Here is a 22,494-nt window from a genome sequence, read left to right as displayed (position 1 = left end):
CAGATGTGCAGATCATGTGGATGCCAATCCGGCGCAACGCGGGATGGACCTGCGCTGGTTCCGTTCCGGTGCGACCTCCGGATCCAGCGCGGGTCGCCGGATCAGCGCCGCGATCGAAAAGCACAACCAGATCATTGCCGAAGCGGATGCCGCGAAGACGGGCGGATTGGTCGGCGCGCTTGCAATCTCGCCTGTCTTGACCGAGAAGCTGACCCTCGCCGGACGGCGCAGCGCCCTGATGGAGGCGAAATACGGCGGCATCCGAGACCAGATCTTCATGTCTGACGAGCGTCGGGTGTTGGATCAATGTCAGAGTGATCGCGCCCACAACATCGCTCGCTGCGGTTGATTTCGACCGGTGAGCCGGGGCAAGCGAAAGAACTAAAAGCCCAGAAACCGTCCAAAGATCCGGGCGCGGCTCATGTGCCGGGTTGCCTGCCCGATCAAACAGGTTAATCATAGACATTACAGGTTTATATGGCTTCCTTGTTGCTGGCGTCGGAGTTCAGAATTGCACTTGCCTTGGGGCTCCGAACAGCAAGACGATATCTGGACCGTCCGCGATGCGCGGCCGCCGGAAGCTGCGGGGGGCGCCTCCTTGACCATCGAGATCATCGAAGGGGTCGAGCCGCTCGACGATCAGCGTGCCCTAGCCGTGAAAAAGACCGTGCCGGACGTGCTGCGCGAGATTTTGTTCGATGACCATCCCGCGCGAGAGCCGGACCTCGACGAGGCGCAGCAGAGCCAGCCCGTGCAAACCTATGCGATTCTGGACGGTGCCAAGGTGCCGGAGCTTCCCGCGATGCTCGAGGCGTCCGGGCTCCCCCATCGCTGTCTGTTTCGCGGGACCGCTTACAAAGAGCTGAAAGACGTCGCGCCCTGGATTGTGCAGCTGAAGGAGGACGCCAATTTTTGCCGCCATCTCTTCACCAGCGGGACCGCGCATTGGCAGCTTTGGGATAAGGCGCCGGGCATCTATATCCGCTCGCGCGCCTCGCTGGAGGCGCTTTGGCGGTATGTCCGCAAATTCACGCGGATCCAGGACGAATCCGGAAAATGGTTCTATTTCCGGTTCTACGATCCCGCCTGTGTCGCAATCGCGCAGCCCCTGCTTCTTGCGATCGACCGCTCTATTCGCCAACCCCTGCCCCATCCCGCACGGCTGATTGTCACCGGTCCCAACATCAGGCGTCCTCGGTAAGGTATTGTAACGATGTCACGATTTGATCTGTCTCAGGTCCATTCCAACTACCGCGAGAGCTTCGTTGCCGAGGTCGCAGAGATATTCGACGCCTCTTTGGACAAGATCCCCCCGCTCTGCGGCCCCGAGAAGACGCGCGCCTTCTTTCGCCGAGCCATGGAGGGATCGGAAGCGGCGGGCTTCGAACTGCGCGGCGAGATCGTGACCTACAGCTTTCTCGCGCTGCATCTTGGCCTCTTTTTCGACCGCGATCCCCTTTACGAAGACATCCGGGCCGACATGCTCTGGAACCACGCGGGCGTCCATCCGAATGTCGGGCTGAACCGCATGTTTCGCAGCACCGATCTGATGGTCGCCGAGGGGCTTTGCGCAAGCAAAGACGGCGTGGCGCCGGGCTTTGGCGCGGCTTGTCAGGCCACGAGAGCTTCGGGCGACCCTGCCCCTCTGCCCGCCGCGTTCGAGATCTGTCGCGCGGCCAACCACCGGCGGTTTCAGGCGCTTGGCGCATCGCGCGTCCATGCCGCGCTCTCCGCCGCCGAACGCGACCCGAGACTGACCGGGCAAAGCGGTGCCTTCCTCCGCGACTGGCTGATTTGCACCCATTATCTGGGCTATGGCTTTGATCGCAATCCTTTGTTTTCCTGGATCCCCGACGCTTTGGCGCGCGGTGATCTGCCCGAAATAGGGAGCCAACTCGATGGCTGATACCAAGATTTCCGTTGGACCCAGCGACAGCCTTTGGAAAATCGCCCAGTCCTGCGGCATTCCCGGCGGCGGCTCGAACTGGCAGGCGCTGCGGGTTGAGCGGGGCGGCAAGACCTATAACCTTGCCACCGATGACCTGCCGGGCGGTCTCAAATCCGGCGATACGGTTGTGGTTCCCAGCGAGCTCGGCGCGTCGTCCTGCCAGAGCGAGGTCAATGGCGCGTCAGCCGCCCTCGCGCAGGCCCCGGCCACCGCCTCGGCCGCAGGGCAAAAGGCCCAAGCCGCCTCCGGCGCGCAACCCGCGACCGAGGTCTCGGCAACCGCGTCCTGTTCGACCAAGGTTATCTTCGTGCTGGATCCGGGCCATGGCGGACGCGCGGCCAAGGCGTCCTTCGCCACGGCGGCGCAGCTCAAGCCCTATAAGGACGCGGTTGCGGCGGGCAAGATGACCCAAGCGCAATATGACAATATGTTCGATCTTGGCGGCCTCTCGTGGAACAATGCCCTCGGCGCGGTCAGCAATACGCTTGAAAAGACCATGACCCACCGGCTGATCCCGCTCGTGCGCGATCATATGAATGCGATGAAGGGGACCATCCTCGCGGCCCAACCCAGCATCAAGAGCATCGAGGTTCACCTCACGAAAGAGGATGAATATGTCAATATGACCGGGGCCGACCGCGCTGGCGTTGCTCGTGACAAGGGGGCCGATTTCTTCTTTTGCTGCCATTTCGACGCGGCACCCGGCACCACCCATGTCCATCTCGACATCACCCGCGTCAAAGGCGTGGTCGACGAAAAACGCAGTGTCACCCTCACCTCTATCGACAGCAAGCTTTTGGGCGGCAGCTATCCCAAATCGGCGGCCTCATCAGCCGGGTCGCGGGGGCCGACGCTGCTTTATAGCGGCCACAAGGATTCCCCGCCAAAGACCGTGCAAAATGCGCGGATTGTTGGCGCCATCATCAGCAAGAATCTGGCGACAACCCTGCAAACCGCCGAAAACTCTCCGACCGCCGTCTCCGCGCAAGGTGAGAGCGCGCGCCAGCTCGCCAACATCAGCCCCTTCAATCTGGGCACGAATGATCCCAAGAAAAAGCAGATCGTGCCGATCTATCTGGAGGCCGATTTCATCAATGTCGAATCCGGGGACCGCTTGTGGAACACCGCCGGATATAATGCAGAGATTGGCGCGAGCCGTACGCGCTGGGGCATCCCGCCCGAACCTGCGGGCGCTACTGAGAAAGAGGCTTGGAAAAAGGCCAATTTGCGGCGCGAGATGCCCGCTTTGCCAGCGGGGCACAATATGTTCGACAAGGCTGCTCAATCGATCGCGCTCAGCCTTTTGCTCAACATGCACCACAGGATCTGCTGAGATGATGGTTCGTTTTCTCGCGGCATTCGCCGTCCCGACATGCCTCGCTGGGGCCGCTTTGGCCGGGGGCTATATCGGCGCCGATGAGTCCAGGATGCGGGGGCTCTATTATCCCGGCCCCGCCAATCCAAGCACCGAGATCTATGTTTTCCCGCTCGCGGCCACGACACAAGAAATGGCCTTTGCAATCTGCCCGTTCGAAGATCTGCCCGATCACAGTGGCGATCAGGGCACCGCCTGTCATATCGAATGGCTTGACGCCGACGGCGACCGGTTTTTGCCCGCCCGGCGCGAAGAGGTGAAGGGCTGCACGATTGCAGATCATTGGAACGAGGATTGCCCCGACTTCACCGCCGAAGGCATGACCTTGGGCAATTCCGAAAAGCTTGTCGGCTCGCTGGAGAAAACTCATCCGGAAGTCTCTGGGCTTTTCAAAGGCGAGAGCGGCGCGGTCGAGAAGATCACGCCCTTCATTCTCGCCGCGCCGCAAGGGGCTGCGACCAGCGACGCATACGCCGCGGACCGGCTGAAATATGACTTCGGCATGTTCGACGACTGCAAGGCCTATTCCGCAAACCCCGGCTATGCGGCGGCCTGCCGGACGGCCATGGCCAGCACAACCGCCGGGGCCGAGCCGATCGGCGTCTCGGCGATGGAGATCGGAAAACATGGCGCGGTCTGCGTCATCGCCAAAGACTGGAGCATCGCGGCCTGTGCCCAAACGCCACCCTCGAACTGAGGCCGAGGTTGCGTGGCACAGGAAAGCCGGTCTGAAGCAACGCGGCATCGGCCCGTTCGGGCGCTAGCCCCTTGAAATGGAAACACTCTGATGGACCTTGCCTTCAAGGACATGCAGCCATTGCGTTGCGCGTGGGGGTTGAAAAGCAAGGCGTCGAGATGATGCAGTCCTTATTCTAGCGGAGAACACGGCGCTTAGGATCGCAGACGACGCCCGTGGCCCTGCCCGGCAACCCCAAACCTAGGACATGGCTTCCTCGACCTGCGCGCAGGTTTGCAGCACGGCGAGATCGGCTCCCGGCTTTCCGCTCAACTGCACGCCAACCGACAGCCCGTCCTCATCGCGAAACCACGGACATGATGCAGAAGGCTGCCCCGAGATATTCGAGGGGATCGAATAGGGCGCAAAGCCGTAGCCCGCGTCGTTCCAGTCATCGACATTGGCGAAACTGACATAGGACAGGGTTCCTTCGGCCGGAGGCGCGCTGGCGAGGCTTGGCGTCAGGATCAGGTCGAGCTGGTCCAGCGAGCCCAGATAGGCCCTGTTATAGGCGGCGCGCGCGGTCTGTGCGGATTGATATGCCGCGCGCCCGCCCTGCGCCGCCTTTCCCATCAGATGCCAGGTCAGCGGCTCCAATTCGTCGCGCTCGGGATCACGGCCAAGCGCGCGCGCACGCTGCTCGACCAGCGAGACAATGTCGAAAATCCACAGATAGTCGAACCAATCCGTCGAGAGTGCGCCCGGGTATTCATAGGGGACGATCTCGTGGCCAAGCTCTGCCAGCAGCGCGGCCGCGCGATGGACCGCTGCGCGCTCCGTCGCACCCGGCGCCCGACCACTTGGGTCTTTGTCCGCGACGCCGATGCGAAATCGCACCGGGTTGCGCAGGGCGTTGAGAAACGAGCCGCCGCCATTCGCTGTGATATCGAGCGAGGCCGCGCTGTCTCGGACCGTGCGGGTGATGACGTGATCGGAATTCAACCCGCCCGCGATCGCGTCGAAATAGGGCCCGACCGGGTTCAGCCCTGCCGTCGGCTTGAAGCCGAAGACGCCGGTGCAGGCCGCCGGAATGCGGATCGACCCGCCGAGATCGGTCGCATGGGCGATCGGCACCATACCCGAGGCCACCGCCGCGGCGGCCCCGCCGCTGCTGCCACCGACCGTCATGCCGGGGCGATGGGGGTTGTGGGTGACGCCATAGGCGCGTGGCTCGGTCACGAATTCCGCCGCGAATTCCGGCGTATTCGTCTTGCCCAGAATCGCCAACCCTGCAGTCCGCCAGCGCTCAACCATGAGGCTGTCAGGGCGCGGCGCATCCCCCTTGAAGAAAGCCGATCCGAAGGTGGTGGGCATGTCGCACGAATAAAGGTTCGCGTCCTTCAGCAGGAACGGCACGCCGCTCAGAACGCCGCCGGGGAGGCTGTCGCAACCTGCCAGAGCCGCCTCGAAATTGGTCGCGATCACCGCATTGAGTTCCGGGTTGCGTGCCTCGATCATGGCAATGGCGGCCTCGATGACCTCACGGGCCGAGACCTCCCGAGCCGCAATCAGCCTCGCCAGACCGACGCCATCCGCTGCGGCATATTCCGTCAGTTCCATGTCCTCGCCTCCCGCCGCGAGAGCTGGCCGACCAGCTGCAAGACGTATTTCTGAAAGATCGGCAGCGCGGTCTCTGTGGTGATATGGCCGGTCGGTTGCGCGGCCCCGACCCAGAGACCATCGATCATGGCCGACAGGCAGTTCACCGCGAAATCAATATCCTCCGCCGGAATGAGCGGACGGAGGCAATGCGCGATATTGCTGGCCAGCCGACGGTGATAGATCGTCTGGAAGCGCAGCATCTCGGCATTGCCGCGCAGCGCGGCCCAGAGCGCAAACCATGTGCTGGCGACGGCAGGCTGGAATTGCTCGGGGTCGAACTGCGCCGAGGCGATGGCCATGAGCCGCTCCATCGGGGTCGAGGCCTTGCGCAGATTGCGCACAGTCGCGCGGGACAGCTCGCGGTTCAGATGGCGCAGAACCAGCGTGTAGAGCTCGTCCCTGCTGCCGAAATAATGCGTGATCAGGCTCGGCGAGATGCCGGCTCGGCTGCCGATCTGCCGGATCGAGCTTTGCTCGATCCCGCGCTCATGGATCGTCTCGATCGCTGCCGCGATGATCTGCTGCTGTCGTATCGTCTGCATTCCAAGTTTTGGCATCACATCTCTCTGTTTCGACCGTCTGGGATTTTTTTATTGAACACGTCAACAAAGTAATTATTCTTGTTGGCGTGTTCAATAAAAAACTGAGACGCAGATGAAATCGCACCTCCTCTCCGCCAGCCTCGCCCTGCTGCTGCTCGCGCCCCACGCTGGCGCGGCTGCCGAGGCGGAAGCCTGCCAGACTGTTCGTCTCGCCGATCTTGGCTGGACGGATCTCGCGCTGACCAATGCCACCGCCTCGCTGCTGCTGAAGGCTTTGGGCTATATACCCGAGCAGATCTATCTCAGCCTCAACCTGACCTATGAGGCGCTGAAAAGCGATCAGGTCGATGTGTTCCTCGGCAACTGGTTGCCTGCCCAAAGCACTGAGTTCAAATCCTATTTCGACAATGGCGATGTCGCGGTGCTGTCGACGAATCTGACCGGCGCCAAATTCACCCTCGCGGTTCCGAGTTATGTCGCCGAGGCGGGCGTCACCTCGTTTGACGATCTGGCCAAGCACGCCGACAAGTTCGGGTCGAAGATCTACGGTATCGAGGCCGGGGCCAACAAACCCTTGCTCGAGATGATCGAGGCCGGACGCCACGGCTTAGGCGATTGGGAGCTGGTCGAATCGAGCGAAGCCGCGACGCTCGCACAGGTGGATCGTTTGACGCGACGCGGTGACTGGATCGTCTTCCTTGGCTGGGAGCCCCATCCGATGAACATCAAATACAAGCTGAGCTATCTCAGCGGAGGTGATGAGGAATATGGCCCGAACTTTGGCGGCGCCACCGTCAGGACCATTACCCGCACCGGTTACGCACAAGAGTGCCCCAATGTGGCAAAGCTGCTCGACAATCTGAAATTCGATCTCGCCTATGAAAACACCGGGATGAACGCGATCACCGAAGACGGTGCGGACCCCTCGGATGTGGCCAAGGATCTGATCGCCAAGCGGCCTGAACTTCTCCAGACTTGGCTTGCGGGCGTGAAGACCGTCGATGGCGCGGAAGGCTATAAGGCCGCTGCAGAAACCATCCTCCCACACTGACGGCGGGAGGCGTTCCTCCTGCTTTTGGGCTTTAGAGCCGTGGCTTTGAATGCAGGAATGACGCAGTTGCGGCGAGGGCAATGTGGTCTACGTCGAAGCAAGGCAACCCGTTGTGCTCCCCGAAACCCCGTGCTTGCCCGCCCGCCAGCAGATCGAAATCGATGCCGTAATCAGGCCACAGCGAACTGCTCAAACCCTCATATTCTTCATATTCAACATGAATATTCCGACGATCCAGCCGCGTTGACATCGTCCCCCATCCGGCCGATCTTGCCATCGGATCAAGGTGCCGGGGGAAGCCCCGGATAAAAGGGAATCCGGTCAGGCTGTCGCCGAATCCGGAACTGCCCCCGCAACTGTAGGCGGCGAGCCTGTCTGACATGCCACTGGCGCGGAGTTCGCGTCGGGAAGGCCAGACTAGGTGACGACCCGCAAGTCAGGAAACCTGCCTCGATCACTCACCTGTTCCGGCTGCGGTGGGCAGTCGGGAGCGGCCATCCGCAAGGTGACATCGCCGCCTCGTGACTCCGTCACGGGGAGTCATTTCGTTTTCACGGCCTGTCGATTCAGGCCGCTCAGAAGGCATGTCAGGATGAGAACAGACCTCACCTATTCGCTCAAAAGCACGCGGTTCGACGAGAATTATCGCCCGGCCGAGAACACGCGCACCACGACCAACTTTGCCAATCTCGCCCGAGGCAGCAGGCGCGAGGAAAACCTGCGCAACACCTTCAAAATGATCGACAACCGCTTCAATGCTCTGGCGCATTGGGACAATCCGGGAAACGACCGCTATTCGGTCGAATTGGAGATCATCTCTGCGGAAATCAGCATCGGAGATAACAAAAGCGCCGAGGCTTTCCCCCTGATCGAAATCTTGAAACCGACGATCCTTGATCGGAAAAACGGCCAGCGCATCGAAGGAATTGCGGGGAATAATTTCTCGTCCTATGTCCGCGATTATGATTTCAGTATCCTGCTACCGCAGCACAATGACGGGCGATCAAGTTTCAGCGCGCCAGCGCATTTCGGTGATCTGCATGGGAATCTCTTCCGGTTCTTTCTGAAGTCTCCTGCCTATAAAGAGACCTTCAAAAAGCTTCCGGTCATCTGCCTGAGCGTGTCCAGCAGCAAAACCTATCAGAGAACCGAAAACACGCATCCCGTTCTGGGCGTTGAATATCGGCAGGATGCCTTCTCTGCGACTGATCTTTACTTTGAAAAGATGGGCTTGCAGGTGCGCTACTTCATGCCTCCAAACAGTGTCGCCCCCTTGGCGTTCTATTTTACCGGTGATCTGCTGAGTGATTACTCATGTCTCGAACTGATTGGCACGATCAGCACGATGGAAACCTTTCAAAGGATCTACCGCCCAGAAATCTACAATGCCAATTCCATCGCTGGAAAAACCTACCAACCAAGCTTGAAACATCAGGATTATTCCCTGACGCAGATCGCTTATGATCGCGATGAGCGCAGCCGGCTGGCGATCGAGCAAGGACAACGCGCACGCGACACTTTCATTGAGCCATATCGAGAAATTCTCGAGAAATGGTCCTCCCAATACTCTGCCTGATCAACGACGATGCAAGGTCACATTACCATGAATAAGCTTTTGCCCACTTCGACCGCCGGAAGCCTTCCCAAGCCGGTTTGGCTCGCCCAGCCTGAAACCCTCTGGTCGCCGTGGAAGCTTCAGGGCGACGAGCTGATTGAAGGAAAACAGGATGCCCTGCGCGTCACCCTGAGCGATCAGCAACAGGCGGGCATCGATATTGTCAGCGACGGCGAACAAACGCGTCAGCATTTCGTCACGACCTTTATCGAGCATCTCGATGGCGTGGATTTCGAGAAACGCGAGACCGTCCGGATCCGCAATCGTTATGACGCGAGCGTGCCCTCGGTCGTCGGAGCCGTCTCTCGCCCCAAATCTGTCTTTATCGAGGATGCCAAATTTCTGCGTGGACTGACCGATCAGCCGATCAAATGGGCGCTGCCCGGTCCGATGACCATGATCGACACGCTTTACGATGGTCATTACAAAAGCCGCGAGAAACTCGCCTGGGAATTTGCGAAAATCCTCAATCAAGAAGCCAAAGAGCTTGAGGCTACAGGTGTCGACATCATCCAGTTTGACGAACCGGCCTTCAATGTCTTCTTCGACGAAGTGAATGATTGGGGGATCGCCGCTTTGGAACGGGCGGTCGAGGGCCTCAACTGCCAGACCGCCGTTCATATCTGCTATGGCTATGGCATCAAGGCCAATACAGATTGGAAGAAAACCCTTGGCGCAGAGTGGCGGCAATATGAGGAGATTTTCCCCAAGCTCCAGAAATCATCCCTCGACCTAATTTCACTCGAGTGCCAGCACTCCCGTGTGCCAATGGATCTGATTGAACTTCTCCGCGGCAAGAAAGTCATGGTGGGGGCAATTGATGTGGCGACCGATACCATCGAAACGCCCGAAGAGGTGGCCGATGTTTTGCGAAAGGCGTTGCAATTCGTGGATGCCGACAAGCTCTACCCCTGCACCAATTGCGGCATGGCGCCGCTGTCGCGGACCGTGGCGAGCGGGAAGCTGGCGGCATTGAGCGCCGGGGCAAAGATCGTCCGACGTGAGCTTTCGGCCTGACGATCCTCGCCGCGTCGGCGGGTACCGCGCGGGCTCCCTGCCCCGCGCGACCTGAGACCCCGAGCCCTCATGTCCTCCGCGGCCCCTGCCGCAGCGCGACATAGGCGATGAGGCCGATCACCAGCCCCCAGAATGCGCCGCCGATGCCCAACATTCGGATATTGGCGGCCGAGGCGAGGAAGGTGATGAGCGCCGCCTCGCGTGATGCGGGATCCGCCAGCGCAGTTGCGAGACTACCGCCGATCGTCCCAAGCAGCGCCAGCCCTGCGAGCGTGGTGATGAAGCTCGCGGGGAAGGCCATAAAGATCGCGGCCAAGGTGACGCCGAACACGCCGACGAGGATGTAGAAGACCCCCGCCGCAATCCCGCCGATCCAGCGCTTCGAGCGGTCCTCATGGGCCTCTGGCCCGGTCACGATGGCCGCGGTGATTGCGGCGACGTTGAAGGCATGCGAGCCGAACGGCGCCATGATCAGCGAGCCAAGCCCGGTCAGCGTGACGATCGGATTGGCGCTCGTCTTGAACCCGTCGTTGCGCAGAACCAGCATCCCCGGCATATATTGCCCGGTGAGCGTGATCAGAAACAGCGGCAGCGCGATGCTGAGGCTAGCATTGAGCGAAAAGACCGGCCAGGTGAAGACCGGGGCTGCCAGTTTCAGCTCGAGCCCCGCAAGACCCGCCTCGCCGCGCAGCAAAAGCCAGGCGAGGCCGATGATCAGAATGCCGACCACGGCATAGCGCGCGGTGAAACGCTTGAGCAGCAGATAGGAGAGGACCAGCAGGCCGACGAGCAGCGGCTCGGTGCTCGCCCCGCCAAAGGCGCCGATCCCGAAATTCAGCAAGATGCCCGCCAGCAAAGCCGAGGCGATGGCTGCGGGGATCAGGCGGATGACCTTCTCGAAATAGCCCGAGACGCCGAGCAGGACGAAGGCCGCAGCCGAGAGCATATAGGCGCCGATCGCCTCGGGATAACTCGTGGTGCCAAGCGTCGCGACGAGAAAGGCAGCGCCGGGCGTAGACCATGCGGTAATGATCGGCTCGCGGTAACGCCAGCTCAGGATCAGCCCGGTCACGCCGACCCCGATCGAGACCGACCACACCCAAGAGGCAGTCTCTGCGGCGCTGAGGCCCGCGATCCGCGCGGCCTGAAAGACGAGAATGAAGGTGCCGCCATAATTGACGATGACGGAGATCAGTCCGGCGACGATGGGATGGATCAGATCATTGGCGCGCAGCGGCGCGGCAGGACTATGGGCAGGGTTATTCGCGGACATGGCAAACGGATCTCTCGGAAGGGCGGCACGGGGCCGAAGGCTCGGACCGGACCTAGCCGAGAAATGGCGCGGCGGACCCGGCCATTTGAGCGATCATGGCCATACCATTGCGCAGGCGCCGCGCACCGGCCCAAGCTGCGCTCAGAAAGCCTCGCGGATCGCCAGCAAGAGGCCAGCGCCGAAGAGCAGCCAGATCAGCAGCCTGCGAAACGCCGCATCGCTGAGCCTGCGAAACACCAAGGTGCCGATCTGCGAGGAGATCAGCGTCGCGGGCAGCGCAATCGCCATCAGAAGCAGCGTCTCGCGCGTGTAATACCCGCGCCAGGCAAAGACCGCCGTCGACAGCCCGAGGATCACCACATTATAGGGCTGCAAGACGGCGCTGGTTTCGCCCTTGCTCCAAGGATGCATCGCGCACCACATCGTCGGCAGCGCGCCAGACAGCGAGGCGGCTCCGCCGAGAAAGCCTCCGAGGAAACCGACCAGCCCATCGGCAAGCGGCCGCTCCCGTCGCAGGGTCGGAAGAGCGCGCCGCGCCATGAAGAAAAGCCCGTAAAGCAGCATGAATCCCGCAAGGGCGATCTTCAGCGGCGTTGGATCGATCCGTTCGAGCACCGCGGCGCCGAGGGGAATGCCGATCAGCGCAGGTAAGAGGAAGCGCGGCACGCGCCGGATGCCGGACCGCATCTCCTTGCGGATCAGCCAGATGCTCTGGACCCCGCTGATCACCGACATGGCCGCCGCGATTGCCACCGCCTGCCAGGGCGGCAGGATCTGAAGCCAGAGACCAAGCGCCATCAGCGCAGTCCCGAAACCGGCCAGTCCATTGATGAACCCGCCCGCCGCCGCGCCAGCCACAAGCAGAGCAATCAGTTCGAAAGACACGTCGTTTCCCCTGCCCGGCCCGAGCCCTTACGTCTCGCGGCTTTTAGTCTAGAATGGCGGAATTCGACAGGCCAGTTTTCGGCAAGAGGCAGACCATTTGTTTCGCCACACCCAACTTGAAACCGTCAAGACCTGGCTGAACCGGCCCGATCTCGCCGCGCTGCCGCTTCATGCGCGGATCCAGCGCGCCATCCGCCAGCTGATCCTCGATGGCGCGCTCAGCGCAGGCAAGCCGTTGCCCGCGACGCGCGTGCTTGCCCAGTCGCTCGAGGTTTCGCGTGATACGGTCGAGGCCGCCTATGGCCAGCTTCACTCCGAGGGCTTTATCGAGCGCAAGGTCGGCAGCGGCAGTTTCGTGGCCGAGCTCTCGGGTTTCCTGCCAGCCGATCGCAAGCCTCGGCGACCGGCGAGCCGCACGGCACTTACGCCGCGCCTGAGCAAGCGCGGTCTGGCGATGGTCGCGGGCGGTGGCCTGCGCAGCACCAGCCCCCCGAGCACTTTCACCCAAGGCGTGCCGGAAACCCGGAACTTCCCGATCCAGCTTTGGGAGAAGCTCGAGCGGCAGGTCCTGAAGGAATACGGGACCCGCGCGCTTGCCCACAGCGATCCGCAAGGCGCAGAGCCACTGCGACAGGCGATTGCGGATTACGTCAATCTGGAACGCGGGGCGCGGGCAAGCGCGGATCGTGTGCTGGTCGTCACCAGCTCGCAACAGGCAATGTCGCTTTGCGCCGCGATGCTGCTCGATCAGGGCGACCCGATCTTCGTCGAGGACCCCGGCTATCACGGTGCCCGGCAGGCTTTCGAGACTGCTGGTGCGGTTCCGGTGCCGATCGCGCTGGATCGGCAAGGCATTCTCGTCGGCCAGATGTTCGATAGCCCCGTTCAGGCGCGGGTCGTCTCGCTGACGCCCTCGCATCAGTTTCCGACGGGCGCCACGCTGGCGTTGGATCGCCGCCTTGCCTTGATCGAATGGGCCGAACGTCAGGGCGGCTGGATCATGGAGGACGATTATGACAGCGAGTTCCATTATTCCGGCAAGCCCACCGCCTGCGTTCAGGGGCTCGATGGCAATGACCGGACGATCTATATCGGCACCTTCACCAAATCGCTCTTTCCCGGTCTCAGGATCGCCTATCTGATCCTGCCCCCCGAACTCGTGCAGCCCTTCACCATCGCGCGGTCCCTGCAAGACGGCCATAGCGCCTCGATCGCGCAGCTCACGTTGGCGCGGTTCATGGAGGGCGGGCATTTCGGCGCCCATGTCCGCCTGATGCGCAATATCTATGCCGAACGCCTGCAAGTGCTAGTGCGTCTGGCCGAGAAGCATCTCGCCGGATATGTCGAGCCGCGCGTGCCGGTCGGCGGCCTTCAGATGCCGTGCCTGCTGACCTGCGATCTGCCCGAAGTCCGCGTCATCGAGGCCGCCGCGCGCGTCGGTCTCAGCCTGACCGGGCTGACCCGGCTTCACGCCACCGAGCGCGCGAGATCGGGCTTCCTGCTCGGCTTCGCCGCCTTCACCCCGGCCGAGCTGGAAAGCGGCGTCCGCAAGCTGGAAAAGCTGTTCCGCGAGTTGTTGCGCTAGTCGTGCCATCTTCATTACAGGATTGGCTGGCTCAGCTTTTTGGCACCGCTCGAAAGCTCACGGCCAGTCTTGCGATTTCACTATGGCGAGCGCGAAGACCCGCGCCCTGACCCCGACGCTTTCGTCAGATCCGGCTTGCCACTATGTCACCGCCCCTGACGGCCGCCACCTCGGCCCCGGCATCTCCGCTCGGCCAAGACCGAGAAGCGCATCGCGCCGCCCCCTCCGAGAACTCATAGCCGACGCTGGTGGTGGCCAGCGCCTCAAAGCCGAGGCCGGTCAGCAGCCATGCGGACCCCACATCCCACGGATTGGGAGAACAAAGGCGTCCTCGCCTTGATGCAGCTCTCTGAACCGTTCGAGTTTCCGACGCGGGTCGGAGATCTTGGCTCCTATACGGCCTTGCGTTCCATTGGCGTCAGCGCGATCACCGCTGCCGCGAAGGCGAGCGCGAAGCCGACCTGATCCGCTGCGGTCGGCCGCTCGCCCGGGATAGGCGCATCCGCAATGACGCGAAGAGGTGGAGATTGCCGCGCCGGGGAACGCAGATCACCCGCGTCTAGAAAGGACAGCACGCGGAAGGTCTATGCCCGCCGCAGGCTGAAATTCGTCGCAGCAGAGTTGAGCCAAGAAAGCAATGCGACCAGAAAGCAAGGCGGCCCTGGCCGACATGGCGGCGGAGGGCAGCGCCCCCCGCAACGGCGCGTCGCTCACGCGCCAGTCGCTAATCTGGAGCGCTGCTGTCCGGTCTCGTCGAAATTGGCGGGCTCGAGCCAGTGCTGATAGGCGGCGCGCAGTCGCGGCCAGTCCTGGTCGATGATCGCGAACCAAGCCGTGTCCCGGTTCGCGCCCTTCGTGACCATATGCTGCCTGAACCGCCCTTCATAGGTGAAGCCGAACCGCGCTGCGGCCCGCTTCGAGGGCTCGTTCTGATCGTTGCATTTCCACTCGAACCGCCGATAGCCGAGGCCGAAGCAGTAATCCGCGAAGAGAAACAGCGCCTCGGTCGCTGCCTGTGTGCGGGCGATCGCCGGTCCCCAGTAGATATGGCCGATCTCGATCACGCCATGGGTCGTGTCGATCCGCATCAGCGTCTGACGCCCCGCGACGCGCCCGGTCTTCTTGTCGATGACCGCGAAGAAAAGTGGATCGGTGCTTTGGGCCGCTTTCGCCCCCCAAGCGGCCATCTCCGCAAGGTCGGCCGGAGCCTCTTCGAAGAGGTAACGGAAGCGGTCTTCCGTGCCTGCGCCGCTCGAAGCCGCGAAAAGCTCTGCCGTATGCTTGTCCGCATCGAAGGGCTCGAGCCAAACATATTGCCCCTCGAGCACTTTCCGTTCGGGCCGGGGAACACCCGCCCAATCAGCCAAACCCGTCATGTCTCTATCTCCATTGGCGGCGCGCCGGGCCGGAGCGCCTTCGCCAAGCCTTTCGCATGGCGATGGCCGGTGCGATCCGACCAATTTTTCCGTTCCTATCCGACCATTCAGATTTGCGTTGCAGCGCCGACGGCGGTCGATTTGCGCGACGGCGCTCCGGCCCGGCTGCAGGCCTCCGTTGCGGCGGGGAGTCACGCGGGGTCTTGAAAGGCGGCTCTGTCTCGCATCGTTGCGATTTGCAAAGGCCCCCTAGCAGCGAGATCCCAGCGTGGAGCCGTGAGGCAATTGGAGCGTCGGACCAAGCCTGACGCTGGTCGCTGCCGCAGAACGAGTTGGAAGATCTGCACTGACGCATTGATCGTCGGTGTCTCTATCCGTGTCGCATTCATTGAGCGTTTCAACGCGTTCGGCGTGGTCGAGACCAAACGCGTCGTATGAGATCAACCCGAAGAGGGGCTGGCAGCATAGCGACCGAACTCAGCAGCAATGCTCCGTAACTATCTGGCGCCCCGGAGACTATCTATCTGGCCATACCAGCAAGATAGGATCACCCTTTCCGAGGAAACGCCCCCATGCTTCCTGAGCCTCCAAGCTGACGAAAAGCCACGGCAATCCGGTAATGCGCCGGATCGGGCGGACAGGTAGGCGATTTCACTAGCGCAGCAACACTTCCGAGTAGCCTGCCGAAGGCAGAGGGTTGCTGGCGAATCCGCGCCACGGCAATCACCTCTGCTCCCTATGGCCGGTTCGCGCCGAACCACCTGAAGAAAGCCGCCAAAGTGCTGGATTACGTAAAGCTCAGGTCGCGCTCTTGGGTTCAGCGGACCGCGGCACGCTTCGTAAGAGGCGCAGATTATGCCATAACCAATTGGAATTGCGGAAGGAAATGGTGGGCGATAACGGATTTGAACCGCTGACATCTTCGATGTGAACGAAGCGCTCTACCGCTGAGCTAATCGCCCCACGCGGGCTAGATAGCTGGCGCGGCCCGGGGCTGCAAGAGGAAAACTGTCATCGGGATGTGACTAAATTCGCCCCGGCCCCAACCAAAGCGCCCAAGGTGACCAAATGAAAAGCGCGCGGAGTTTCCCCCGCGCGCTTCCCTTGTTTTTATCATCGAACCAGAACGCGATCAGTGCGCCACGGCCGCGCCGGTGCTTTCACCGCGAAGCGCGGCAAGGCGGCTGGCCTCGGCAGCTTCTTCTGCCGCTTCGTCCCATTCGATCGGCTCGGGCATCCGGACCAGAGCGTGTTGCAGAACCTCACGCACATGGCTGACCGGAATGATTTTGAGCCCTTCCTTCACATTGGCCGGGATATCGGCCAGGTCCTTTTCGTTATCGGCCGGGATCAGCACGGTTTTGATGCCGCCGCGCAAAGCCGCCAGAAGCTTCTCTTTCAAGCCGCCGATGGCCAGCGCATTGCCGCGCAAGGTCACCTCGCCGGTCATGGCGATGTCCTTGCGGACCGGGATCTGCGTCAGCACCGAGACGATCGAGGTCACCATCGCAAGACCGGCCGAAGGCCCGTCTTTCGGGGTCGCGCCTTCGGGGACGTGGACGTGAATGTCCACACTCTCGAATTTCGTGGGCTTCACCCCGATTTCCGGAGCAATCGAGCGCACGAAGCTGGACGCCGCCTCGATCGATTCCTTCATCACCTCGCCGAGTTTACCGGTCGTTTTCATGCGACCTTTCCCCGGGAGCTTCAAAGCCTCGATCTGCAACAGGTCACCCCCGACTTGCGTCCAGGCGAGACCAGTGACGACACCGACCTGATCTTCCTTCTCGGCCAGACCGTAGCGGAAGCGACGCACGCCGAGATATTCCTCGACCTTCGCCGGATCGACCTCGACCGATTTGACCGTCCCTTTCAGGATCTCGGTCACAGCCTTACGGGCCAGTTTCGCGATCTCCCGCTCAAGCGAGCGCACCCCGGCTTCCCGCGTGTAATAGCGGATCATATGGGTCAGCGCTTCGTCACTTACCGAGAATTCGCCTTTGCGCAGCCCGTTCGCCTCGATCTGCTTGGACAGCAGGTGTTGGCGCGCGATCTCGCGCTTTTCGTCCTCGGTGTAGCCGGCGAGAGAAATGATCTCCATCCGGTCGAGCAGCGGGCCCGGCATGTTGTAGCTGTTGGCCGTGGTCAGGAACATCACGTTCGACAGATCGTATTCCACCTCAAGATAGTGGTCGACGAAAGTCGAGTTTTGTTCCGGATCAAGCACCTCGAGCATGGCCGAAGCCGGATCGCCACGGAAGTCCTGCCCCATCTTGTCGATTTCGTCGAGCAGGATGAGCGGGTTCGTGGTCTTGGCCTTTTTCAGCGCCTGGATGATCTTGCCGGGCATCGAACCGATATAGGTCCGACGGTGACCGCGGATCTCGGATTCGTCGCGCACGCCGCCAAGCGAGATGCGGATGAATTCGCGACCCGTCGCTTTCGCGACCGAGCGACCCAGCGAGGTTTTACCCACGCCCGGAGGACCGACGAGGCAGAGGATCGGGCCTTTCAGCTTGGCCGAACGGTTCTGGACAGCCAGATATTCGACGATCCGCTCTTTGACTTTTTCAAGCCCATAATGATCGGCGTCGAGCACCTCTTCGGCCTTGTTCAGATCCTTGCGGGTGCGCGACTTCACGCCCCACGGCAGGCTGAGCAGCCAGTCGAGATAGTTGCGCGAGACCGTGGCCTCGGCCGACATCGGCGACATCGACTTCAGCTTTTTCAGCTCGGCATCGGCCTTTTCACGGGCTTCCTTGCTGAATTTGGTCGCAGCGATCTTTTCCTCAAGCTCTGTGATCTCGTTGCCGCCGTCTTCGCCCTCGCCGAGTTCCTTCTGAATGGCCTTCATCTGCTCATTCAGATAATACTCGCGCTGCGTCTTCTCCATCTGGTTCTTGACGCGGGATTTGATCTTCTTCTCGACCTGCAGCACGGACATTTCGCCCTGCATCAGGCCATAGACCTTTTCCAGACGTTCAGCGACGTTCAGGGTCTCGAGGAGATCCTGTTTCTTCGTCACATCAATGCCCAAATGACCGCTGACCAGATCGGCCAGACGCGCCGGATCGCGGGTCTCGCTAACTGCGTTGATCACCTCTTCGGGGATATTCTTGCGCACTTTGACATAGCGCTCGAATTCCTCGGCGACGGTGCGGGTCAGGGCTTCAAGGCTTTGAGCGTCACCGGGCACTTCCGAGAGCGGCTCGGAGCTGGCTTCGAAATAGCTCTCGTTCTCGATATATTTCGTGATGCGCACACGCTCGCGTCCCTCGACCAGAACCTTCACGGTCCCGTCGGGAAGCTTCAGCAGCTGCAGGACATTCGCAAGAACGCCGGTTTCGAAAATTCCGTCCGTTGCCGGTTCATCGACGGTGGCGTCCTTTTGGGCCGCCAGAAGGATCGGACGGTCCTGTTCCATCACCGCTTCGAGCGCACGCACGGATTTCTCGCGACCGACGAACAGCGGCACGATCATATGCGGAAAGACCACAATGTCCCGAAGCGGCAGGACGGGATGGGTCTCATGAGCGATTTGGTTCATAAAATCAGTCCTTTCTCGCCAAGGATCAAAGCCCCGGAAGCGGCAGCATTCAATCCCTGCTGGATGCTTAGATAGGAAACCTGCAGCACCGGTTCAATGGTCTCCGGTTCGCCTGTTGTTCCCGCTGGCTTCCTTGCTCACCTCGTCATTTCCCCCACCCCGGATCATGGGATTCGCGGCGAAGGATGTGCAAGAATAGCAGCCCTTTCGCGCTGCGCCAGCCTGATCTTATCCCAAGCTCAGATGCACGCGGACAAGCGGCACGCCCCTCCACTGGGCAGGCCACCGCCCGTGACTTTCGCCCAGCCCTCCTCAGCCCTGAGCACCAAGCGCGCGCGAAATGTCTTGCGTCAGGGTCTTCAGGCGCTGGACCAGCACCGGATCGGGATCGGTCGGGATATGCTGGATCGAGCCCACGAACGCCACGCTGGCGATCAGCTTGCCATCGTAGTTGAAAACCGGCGCGGCCATGGTGTTGATGCCCAAAAGCGCCTCCTGCGGGGCCGAGGCAAAGCCCGCCTTGCGCGCCGCCGCGACCTCTGCGGCCAGCACATTCCAATCGGTGATCGTATGGGGCGTCACCGCCGTCAGCGGTGTCACGCGCAGATCTTCAAGCTGTTGCGGCGCGCCAAAGGCGAGGAAGATCTTGCCCTGCGCCGAGCCATGCAGCGCAAGCTGGCTGCCGGTGCGGACCCCGATCTCGATCTGATGGGTGCTGGCGCAGGTCAACGTCACGAAGGCCGCACCGGGCATCGGCGTCGACATCACCACGGCGAGCCCGGTTTCATTGCGCGCCGCCAGCATGAACGGAAGCGCGATCGCGGTGAAGTCATTCAGGCTTTGCGCCTGCTGCCCGATCAGCCAGGCCTTGGGGCCAAGCCGGTAACGGCTGGTCACCAGATCTTGCGTCACAAACCCGTGATCCATCAGCGTCTGCAAATGCTTGAAGGCCGCGCTTTTGGCGAGTCCCGCCGAATCGGCGATCTGGGTCACGCCCCCCGGCTCGGGCGAGAAGGCCACATATTCCAGAATGCGCAGACACATGTCCGCCGCCTTAACCCCTTCAGATCCCGCCATAACTCTTCCCCCAAGCAGAACACACATCTTGCAATTGACTTTGATTAGCACATCAAGATTATAGAGAACAGTGTTCTCGTGTGGAGAACAACGGGAGGAGAGAAATGAAATATTCCTTTGCGCTGGCCGCTGTTCTCAGCCTGGCCGCCCTTGGTGCGGAAGCAGCCCCGGTGACCCTGCGTCTGGGTCATGCCGTCTTTGAGGCCCATCCGAACCACGACACCGCAGTGCGCTTCAAAGAGGCGGTCGAGCGGATTTCCAACGGTGATGTGAAGATCGAGATTTTCCCGGCGCGCCAGCTCGGCGATGTGAAAGAGCTGATGGAAGGCGTCGAGATGGGCACCATCGACATGACGGTGAACTCGTCCTCGGCGCTCGCCACGATGATCCCCGCGGTCGATGCGTTCCAGCTTCCCGGCATCATTCCCGATTACGCCGCTTTCGCAAAACTCGCCAAATCGCCCTCGGCCCGCGCGATCATGGACAGGCTCGAAGATCACGACATGATCGCGCTTGGCCTTTACGACGGTGGGCAGCGCCATTTCCTGACCGTCAAGGCCCCGGTCGAGAAAATCGCGGATTTCAAAGGGCTCAAGACCCGCGTCGCGCCGGTCCCGCTCTTCATCGATATCTGGAAAGAGCTTGGCACCAATCCGACGCCGATGGCCTATGGCGAGGTCTATTCCGCCTTGGAAACCGGGGCGCTTGATGCGGTCGAGATCAACCTCTCCTCGATCGCTTCCGAGAAATTCTATGAAGTCGCCAAAGGGGTCACGCTGACCGGGCATTACTTCTGGCCCTCGTTCCTGCTGGTCAACAAGGATGTCTTCAACGGTCTGGACGAGGAGCAGCAGCAAGCCATGCGCCAAGCCGCCGCCGAGACTATCGAACCGCAGGTCATGGCCGTCGCCGAGCTTGACGACAAGATCAAGGCCAATCTGGCCGAGCACCATATCCCGGTGATCACGCCCACCCCGGAATTCAATGCCGAGATGAAGGCCGTCTTCGCTCCGCTCGTCGATCGCTACAAAGCGAAAGATCCGCTGATCGCGGCCTTCGCCGATGAAGCGACCGAGCTTTCCGCGCAGCAATGATCGGGACAGCAGCATGAAACGGCTTTGGCAGGGCTATGTCGCCCTGATTGAGACCATCAGCCTGCTCGGGATCTCGCTGGTCGCGGTGCTCGGCGGGCTTCAGGTCTGGTTTCGCTATGTCGCGGGCAATTCGCTGGTTTGGTCCGAAGAGCTCATGCGGCTGACGATGATCTGGATCGTCATGCTGGGCGCCGGGCTTGCCTATTCGCGCCGCCAGTTTCTCGGCATGCGCTTTCTGGTCGAGACGCTTCCGCCGCTCGCTCGGCGGATCTGCGATCTGATCTCGGCGGCGGGCATGCTGGCCTTTCTGGGCGCAATCGCTTGGTATGGCTGGAAATTCGCGATCAAGACCCAGCTCCAACTCTCGCCGACGCTCGGCTTTTCGCTCTTTTGGGTGAACGTCTCGATCGTTGTCGGCGCGGTCCTGCTGGCGGTCCATATCGTCCTTGTTGAAATTCTGGGCATTCAAGAGCCCGAAGTGCCGGAGATCCACGAATGATCTGGCTTGGCGCCTTCTTCTTCTTTTTCCTGCTGATCGGCATGCCCATCGCCTTCGTGCTGGGCGCAAGCGCGCTTGGCTATTTCGTGGCGACCGAGCAGACCCGCTTCCTGATCACCCTGCCCCAGAGGATGATCGCGGGCATGGATCTCTTCGTGCTGCTGGCGATCCCGCTTTTCATTCTCGCCGGCAATATCATGGATGTCGGCGGGTTGACGCGAAAGCTCGTTGGGCTCGCGAATTCGGTCGTCGGCCGGTTCCGGGGCGGCCTTTCGCTGACGGCGGTCTGGGGCGCGTTCCTCTTTGGCGGCGTCACTGGTTCAGCGGCGGCGGATGCGGCGGCCCTTGGCACCGTGCTCGTGCCGGACATGAAACGTCAGGGCTATGATGTCGATTATTCGGCGGCACTGATCGCGGTTTCGTCGCTGATGGCGCCGCTGGTGCCGCCTTCGATCGCGATGATCATTTATGGCGCGCTGTCGGGCACCTCGATTTCAGCGCTGCTGATCGCGGGCGTCATTCCCGGCATCATGCTCGCGATCGTTTTGTCGCTTTATGCGATCTATATCGCGCGCAAACGCAACTATCCTCGCGCGGCCCCAATGCCTCTGTCCGAGATCCTGCGCTCGGCCTATCAGGCGCTTCCGGTCATGCTTCTGCCGGTGATCATCGTCGTCGGCATCCGTGGCGGGATCTTCACCCCGACCGAGGCCGCCGCCATTGCCGCGATCTATGCGCTGCTGGTCGCGGGCTTCATCTATCGCGCGCTGACCTGGCCCTTCCTCAAGAAAGCGCTGGTCAACACCGCGATCCTGAGCTCGGCGATCTATGTCCTGATCGGCATGGCGAACGTCGTGGCCTTCATCTTCGCGGTCGAGCAATTGCCGCAAAAGGCCGTCGCCGGATTGACCGCGATCTCGGACAATCCGCTGGTGATCCTCTTGATGGTCAATATCATCCTGCTGGTTCTGGGGATGTTTCTCGACACGATCGGCGTCCTGATCCTGACCGTCCCCGCGCTCACCGCCATTGGCACGACCCTTGGCATGGACCCGGTGCATCTGGGAATCATGGTGGTCTTCAACGTGCTGATCGGCTTTGTCACGCCGCCGGTCGGGCTTTGTCTCTTCGTCATTGCGGGTGTCACCCGAAGACCGATGGAAAAGATCGCGCTGCACGCTTTGCCGATGCTGGGCCTTGCTCTGATCGTCTTGGCCATCATCACGCTCTTCCCGCAGGTCGTCCTCTTCCTGCCGAGCCTTTTGGGATAAT

The 22,494-nt window shown here is 61.4% G+C and carries 21 protein-coding genes, 1 tRNA gene and 1 riboswitch; of the genes, 13 read left to right on the top strand and 9 right to left on the bottom strand.

Annotation, left to right across the window (positions count from 1 at the left end; all coding sequences use genetic code 11):
- Positions 1-43: 43 nt before the first annotated feature.
- The 5 genes from JCM7686_RS07055 (at position 44) to JCM7686_RS07035 (ending at position 4,020) form a co-directional block, all read left to right on the top strand.
- On the top strand, positions 44-349 hold the full coding sequence (locus JCM7686_RS07055; RefSeq protein WP_148292586.1) for a hypothetical protein: 306 nt from the start codon (positions 44-46) through the stop codon (positions 347-349).
- A gap of 249 nt (positions 350-598) precedes the next feature.
- Positions 599-1,201 carry a DUF4123 domain-containing protein gene (locus JCM7686_RS07050; RefSeq protein WP_158442343.1) on the top strand — a complete coding sequence of 201 codons (603 nt, stop codon included), beginning with the start codon at positions 599-601 and terminating at the stop codon, positions 1,199-1,201.
- 12 nt (positions 1,202-1,213) lie between these two features.
- On the top strand, positions 1,214-1,906 hold the full coding sequence (locus JCM7686_RS07045) for a hypothetical protein (protein WP_020950160.1): 693 nt from the start codon (positions 1,214-1,216) through the stop codon (positions 1,904-1,906).
- Positions 1,899-3,281, top strand: a complete 1,383-nt coding sequence (locus JCM7686_RS07040) for an N-acetylmuramoyl-L-alanine amidase (RefSeq protein WP_020950159.1) — start codon at positions 1,899-1,901, stop codon at positions 3,279-3,281. The genes JCM7686_RS07045 and JCM7686_RS07040 overlap by 8 nt, the downstream gene beginning before the upstream one ends.
- Before the next feature lies 1 nt (position 3,282).
- Positions 3,283-4,020 carry a hypothetical protein gene (locus tag JCM7686_RS07035; RefSeq protein ID WP_020950158.1) on the top strand — a complete coding sequence of 246 codons (738 nt, stop codon included), beginning with the start codon at positions 3,283-3,285 and terminating at the stop codon, positions 4,018-4,020.
- Between the two features lie 240 nt (positions 4,021-4,260).
- Here the strand turns inward: JCM7686_RS07035 and JCM7686_RS07030 are convergent, their stop codons facing one another.
- Complete coding sequence (locus tag JCM7686_RS07030; RefSeq protein ID WP_020950157.1) at positions 4,261-5,619, bottom strand: amidase; 1,359 nt, start codon at positions 5,617-5,619, stop codon at positions 4,261-4,263.
- On the bottom strand, positions 5,610-6,218 hold the full coding sequence (gene betI / locus JCM7686_RS07025; RefSeq protein WP_020950156.1) for a transcriptional regulator BetI: 609 nt from the start codon (positions 6,216-6,218) through the stop codon (positions 5,610-5,612). Before betI ends, JCM7686_RS07030 begins: the two co-directional genes overlap by 10 nt.
- A 97-nt stretch (positions 6,219-6,315) precedes the next feature.
- On the opposite strand from betI, the gene choX reads away from it, so the two are divergent.
- Positions 6,316-7,254: a choline ABC transporter substrate-binding protein gene (choX, locus tag JCM7686_RS07020; RefSeq protein WP_020950155.1), complete on the top strand. Its 939-nt coding sequence runs from the start codon at positions 6,316-6,318 to the stop codon at positions 7,252-7,254.
- 31 nt (positions 7,255-7,285) lie between these two features.
- Here the strand turns inward: choX and JCM7686_RS24320 are convergent, their stop codons facing one another.
- Positions 7,286-7,504 (bottom strand): hypothetical protein, encoded by a 219-nt coding sequence (locus JCM7686_RS24320; RefSeq protein ID WP_148292585.1) that lies wholly within the window; start codon positions 7,502-7,504, stop codon positions 7,286-7,288.
- Between the two features lie 17 nt (positions 7,505-7,521).
- Positions 7,522-7,721: riboswitch (cobalamin riboswitch) on the top strand.
- A gap of 125 nt (positions 7,722-7,846) precedes the next feature.
- Between JCM7686_RS24320 and JCM7686_RS07010 the strand changes: the two genes are divergently transcribed.
- Together JCM7686_RS07010 and JCM7686_RS07005 are read left to right on the top strand one after the other, a co-directional pair.
- Positions 7,847-8,830, top strand: coding sequence for a DUF1852 domain-containing protein (locus JCM7686_RS07010; RefSeq protein WP_041527195.1), 984 nt, complete (start codon positions 7,847-7,849; stop codon positions 8,828-8,830).
- A 27-nt stretch (positions 8,831-8,857) separates the two neighbouring features.
- Positions 8,858-9,886 (top strand): methionine synthase, encoded by a 1,029-nt coding sequence (locus JCM7686_RS07005; protein ID WP_020950153.1) that lies wholly within the window; start codon positions 8,858-8,860, stop codon positions 9,884-9,886.
- 67 nt (positions 9,887-9,953) lie between these two features.
- On the opposite strand, the gene JCM7686_RS07000 is transcribed toward JCM7686_RS07005, so the two are convergent.
- Positions 9,954-11,159: a benzoate/H(+) symporter BenE family transporter gene (locus tag JCM7686_RS07000; protein WP_020950152.1), complete on the bottom strand. Its 1,206-nt coding sequence runs from the start codon at positions 11,157-11,159 to the stop codon at positions 9,954-9,956.
- Between the two features lie 141 nt (positions 11,160-11,300).
- Positions 11,301-12,044: a sulfite exporter TauE/SafE family protein gene (locus JCM7686_RS06995; RefSeq protein ID WP_020950151.1), complete on the bottom strand. Its 744-nt coding sequence runs from the start codon at positions 12,042-12,044 to the stop codon at positions 11,301-11,303.
- A 97-nt stretch (positions 12,045-12,141) separates the two neighbouring features.
- Here JCM7686_RS06995 and pdxR point away from each other — a divergent pair, with 97 nt between their 5' ends.
- Both pdxR and JCM7686_RS24665 read left to right on the top strand, forming a co-directional pair.
- Positions 12,142-13,629 carry a MocR-like pyridoxine biosynthesis transcription factor PdxR gene (gene pdxR / locus JCM7686_RS06990; RefSeq protein ID WP_020950150.1) on the top strand — a complete coding sequence of 496 codons (1,488 nt, stop codon included), beginning with the start codon at positions 12,142-12,144 and terminating at the stop codon, positions 13,627-13,629.
- Positions 13,630-13,917: 288 nt separating this feature from the next.
- The gene (locus tag JCM7686_RS24665) at positions 13,918-14,094 is read left to right on the top strand and encodes a hypothetical protein (protein ID WP_158442342.1); all 177 of its coding nucleotides are present in this window, start codon (positions 13,918-13,920) and stop codon (positions 14,092-14,094) included.
- Between the two features lie 245 nt (positions 14,095-14,339).
- Here JCM7686_RS24665 and JCM7686_RS06985 read toward each other — a convergent pair whose 3' ends face one another.
- The 4 genes from JCM7686_RS06985 to JCM7686_RS06970 form a co-directional block, all read right to left on the bottom strand.
- Positions 14,340-15,005, bottom strand: a complete 666-nt coding sequence (locus JCM7686_RS06985; protein WP_020950149.1) for a GNAT family N-acetyltransferase — start codon at positions 15,003-15,005, stop codon at positions 14,340-14,342.
- Positions 15,006-15,892: 887 nt separating this feature from the next.
- A tRNA-Val gene (locus tag JCM7686_RS06980) sits at positions 15,893-15,967 on the bottom strand.
- A gap of 170 nt (positions 15,968-16,137) precedes the next feature.
- Complete coding sequence (lon, locus tag JCM7686_RS06975) at positions 16,138-18,552, bottom strand: endopeptidase La (protein WP_020950148.1); 2,415 nt, start codon at positions 18,550-18,552, stop codon at positions 16,138-16,140.
- Positions 18,553-18,864: 312 nt separating this feature from the next.
- Positions 18,865-19,596: an IclR family transcriptional regulator gene (locus tag JCM7686_RS06970; RefSeq protein ID WP_041527194.1), complete on the bottom strand. Its 732-nt coding sequence runs from the start codon at positions 19,594-19,596 to the stop codon at positions 18,865-18,867.
- A gap of 137 nt (positions 19,597-19,733) precedes the next feature.
- Here JCM7686_RS06970 and JCM7686_RS06965 point away from each other — a divergent pair, with 137 nt between their 5' ends.
- Genes JCM7686_RS06965 through JCM7686_RS06950 form a run of 3 tightly spaced genes read left to right on the top strand, consistent with a single transcriptional unit; the run spans position 19,734 to position 22,493 of the window.
- The gene (locus JCM7686_RS06965) at positions 19,734-20,723 is read left to right on the top strand and encodes a TRAP transporter substrate-binding protein (RefSeq protein ID WP_020950146.1); all 990 of its coding nucleotides are present in this window, start codon (positions 19,734-19,736) and stop codon (positions 20,721-20,723) included.
- A gap of 13 nt (positions 20,724-20,736) precedes the next feature.
- Positions 20,737-21,222, top strand: coding sequence for a TRAP transporter small permease (locus JCM7686_RS23370; RefSeq protein WP_020950145.1), 486 nt, complete (start codon positions 20,737-20,739; stop codon positions 21,220-21,222).
- Positions 21,219-22,493, top strand: coding sequence for a TRAP transporter large permease (locus JCM7686_RS06950; protein ID WP_020950144.1), 1,275 nt, complete (start codon positions 21,219-21,221; stop codon positions 22,491-22,493). The genes JCM7686_RS23370 and JCM7686_RS06950 overlap by 4 nt, the downstream gene beginning before the upstream one ends.
- Position 22,494 lies beyond the last annotated feature (1 nt).

This window comes from Paracoccus aminophilus JCM 7686, assembly GCF_000444995.1.
Classification (GTDB): Bacteria; Pseudomonadota; Alphaproteobacteria; order Rhodobacterales; family Rhodobacteraceae; genus Paracoccus; species Paracoccus aminophilus.
Note: the sequence above shows the minus strand (reverse complement) of the source record. Positions and strands in the feature narration are given on the sequence as shown.

Coding starts and splice junctions, on each gene's coding strand:
- JCM7686_RS06970 (WP_041527194.1), bottom strand. CDS start 19,596: ATGTGTCTGCGCATTCTGGAATATGTGGCCTTCTCGCCCGAGCCGGGG.
- JCM7686_RS07010 (WP_041527195.1), top strand. CDS start 7,847: ATGAGAACAGACCTCACCTATTCGCTCAAAAGCACGCGGTTCGACGAG.
- betI (WP_020950156.1), bottom strand. CDS start 6,218: ATGCCAAAACTTGGAATGCAGACGATACGACAGCAGCAGATCATCGCG.
- JCM7686_RS07000 (WP_020950152.1), bottom strand. CDS start 11,159: ATGTCCGCGAATAACCCTGCCCATAGTCCTGCCGCGCCGCTGCGCGCC.
- choX (WP_020950155.1), top strand. CDS start 6,316: ATGAAATCGCACCTCCTCTCCGCCAGCCTCGCCCTGCTGCTGCTCGCG.
- JCM7686_RS23370 (WP_020950145.1), top strand. CDS start 20,737: ATGAAACGGCTTTGGCAGGGCTATGTCGCCCTGATTGAGACCATCAGC.
- JCM7686_RS07035 (WP_020950158.1), top strand. CDS start 3,283: ATGATGGTTCGTTTTCTCGCGGCATTCGCCGTCCCGACATGCCTCGCT.
- JCM7686_RS24320 (WP_148292585.1), bottom strand. CDS start 7,504: ATGTCAACGCGGCTGGATCGTCGGAATATTCATGTTGAATATGAAGAA.
- JCM7686_RS24665 (WP_158442342.1), top strand. CDS start 13,918: ATGCGGACCCCACATCCCACGGATTGGGAGAACAAAGGCGTCCTCGCC.
- JCM7686_RS06985 (WP_020950149.1), bottom strand. CDS start 15,005: ATGACGGGTTTGGCTGATTGGGCGGGTGTTCCCCGGCCCGAACGGAAA.
- JCM7686_RS07045 (WP_020950160.1), top strand. CDS start 1,214: ATGTCACGATTTGATCTGTCTCAGGTCCATTCCAACTACCGCGAGAGC.
- lon (WP_020950148.1), bottom strand. CDS start 18,552: ATGAACCAAATCGCTCATGAGACCCATCCCGTCCTGCCGCTTCGGGAC.
- JCM7686_RS07055 (WP_148292586.1), top strand. CDS start 44: ATGGACCTGCGCTGGTTCCGTTCCGGTGCGACCTCCGGATCCAGCGCG.
- JCM7686_RS07005 (WP_020950153.1), top strand. CDS start 8,858: ATGAATAAGCTTTTGCCCACTTCGACCGCCGGAAGCCTTCCCAAGCCG.
- JCM7686_RS07040 (WP_020950159.1), top strand. CDS start 1,899: ATGGCTGATACCAAGATTTCCGTTGGACCCAGCGACAGCCTTTGGAAA.
- JCM7686_RS07030 (WP_020950157.1), bottom strand. CDS start 5,619: ATGGAACTGACGGAATATGCCGCAGCGGATGGCGTCGGTCTGGCGAGG.
- JCM7686_RS06950 (WP_020950144.1), top strand. CDS start 21,219: ATGATCTGGCTTGGCGCCTTCTTCTTCTTTTTCCTGCTGATCGGCATG.
- JCM7686_RS06965 (WP_020950146.1), top strand. CDS start 19,734: ATGAAATATTCCTTTGCGCTGGCCGCTGTTCTCAGCCTGGCCGCCCTT.